The sequence below is a fragment of the Streptomyces sp. genome, assembly GCF_036566765.1.
Lineage (GTDB): Bacteria > Actinomycetota > Actinomycetes > Streptomycetales > Streptomycetaceae > Streptomyces.
Window position 1 is genome coordinate 1 of the sequence record NZ_DATCVQ010000358.1, and the last position, 1,889, is coordinate 1,889.

The following is a 1,889-nucleotide window of genomic DNA, read 5'->3' on the forward strand; positions in this document are numbered from 1 at the left end:
TGATCATCGTGAGCACGGAGCGGTTCTTCCCGGACATGAATCCTCCAGTGTGTGCGTTACGGACGGTTGGTAATTCTGCTACCTGGCGCGTCCGGATGGGGGCTCCGAAGGTCACGAACCGGTGAACTCTGGGGTGTGAGCGCGTCTTCAGACGACGCCCGCCTCGCGGGCCACGATCGCCGCCTGGACCCGCGAGGCGACCCCGAGCTTCGCCAGGACGCGGGAGACGTGGGTCTTCGTGGTCGCCTCGGAGATCACCAGCCGCTGGGCGATCTCGGCGTTGGACAGGCCCTGTCCCAGGGCGGCGAGCACGTCCCTCTCCCGGGGTGTGAGATCCGCGGGAAGAGGTACGCCGGGCGTGGCCGCCGGGCCGGATCGGTCCGGCGCGCCGGCAAGCTCGGCGAGCACCCGGCGGGTCACCTCCGGGGCGACCACGCCGTCGCCCGCGGCGACGTGCCGGACCGCGTCGACCAGGTCGTTCGCCTCCGCCGACTTGAGCAGGAAGCCGGCCGCGCCGGCACGGAGGGCACCGAAGACGTACTCGTCCAGGTCGAAGGTGGTGAGCACGAGTACGTCGGCGAGCCCCTCCTCCACGACCTGGCGCGTCGCGGTCACGCCGTCGGTGCCGGGCATGCGTACGTCCATCAGCACGACGTCGGGGCGCAGCGCCCGCGCGTTGGCGACCGCGGTCGCGCCGTCGGCGGCCTCCCCCACCACCTCGATGTCGCCGGCGGTGGCCAGCAGCATGCGCAGGCCGGCGCGGATGGCGGCGTGGTCGTCGGCGAGCAGGACCCGGATCATGCACTCGCTCCCGGGAGCGGCAGGATCGACCGGACCCGCCAGCCGGGGCCGTCGGGGCCGGCCTCGAACGTGCCGCCGAGGGCCTCGGCGCGTTCGCGCATCGACACCAGTCCGGTGCCGGTGCCGGCCTCTGCCGCGGGCTCCTTCGCGGCGCCGGCATCGGTCACCTCGATCTCGAGGGTGTCGCCGGGGATCAGGCGCAGCTGAGTGGTGCCGCCACCGTGCTTGAGCACGTTGGTCAGGGACTCGCGCACGATCCGGTAGACGGCGTGGTCGACCGAGACCGGCAGCGCGAGGTCGGCACCGTCCAGGAGCCCGCCGGGGTCGTCGACGCGCAGCGGCAGACCTGCCAGTCGCGCCTGCTCCAGGACGGGGCCGAGGTTGGCGGCGCGGGAGGCGGCGGTGAGGTCCTCGGCGTCGCCGGGATCGCCGTCGGAGCGCAGGACGCGGATCATCGCGCGCATGTCATCGAGCGAGGCCAGGCTCTCGGCCCGCACCGACCGCAGCGCCGCCCGGTCCCGCTCCGGGTCGTGCTCACCGGCCAGCGCCGCACCCGAGGTCAGTGCGATGGCGGACAGGTGGGAGGCGACGACGTCGTGCAGGTCCCGGGCCACCGCGGAGCGCTCGGCGCGGACCGCGTCGTGCCGCTCGGCGTCGGCCAGGCGCAGCAGCGCGGCGCTGCGTTCCCGCTCGAGCCGGGCACGGTCGTCGGCGGCATCGGCGAGCTCGCTGCCCTGGCGTACGTTGCTGCCCCACCACATCGGGGTGACGACGATCGCGAAGAGGGTGAGCGCGAGGACGACGGGGGTGCGCGGGTCCGAGGTGGCCGCGGCGGAGGCGACGACCGCGGCACCTATGGCCACCGCGACGGCGACGGTGGCGATGCGTCGCGCCAGCGGCGATCCGTGCAGCTGGCCGGCGAAGAGCGCGTCCCAGAGCACCACCACCATCGCGATGCTGCTCCCGATCAGCAGATCTGCCCCGAAGCAGAGGGCGACGACGGTCTGCACGGCGAGCGGCCGGCGCCGCTTGAGCACGAGCGCCGCGGCCGCGAGGGCGAGCGGGACGAGATGCCACCAGGTCGGCAC

2 protein-coding genes are annotated in these 1,889 nt (G+C 74.0%); both read right to left on the minus strand.

Annotated elements, in window-relative coordinates:
* Positions 1-147: 147 nt before the first annotated feature.
* Positions 148-801, minus strand: coding sequence for a response regulator (locus tag VIU94_RS20850; RefSeq protein ID WP_331913350.1), 654 nt, complete (start codon positions 799-801; stop codon positions 148-150).
* On the minus strand, positions 798-1,889 hold a 1,092-nt coding region (locus VIU94_RS20855; protein ID WP_331913351.1), incomplete at its 5' end, for a sensor histidine kinase. The genes VIU94_RS20850 and VIU94_RS20855, both read right to left, overlap by 4 nt.

Coding starts and splice junctions, on each gene's coding strand:
- VIU94_RS20850 (WP_331913350.1), bottom strand. CDS start 801: ATGATCCGGGTCCTGCTCGCCGACGACCACGCCGCCATCCGCGCCGGC.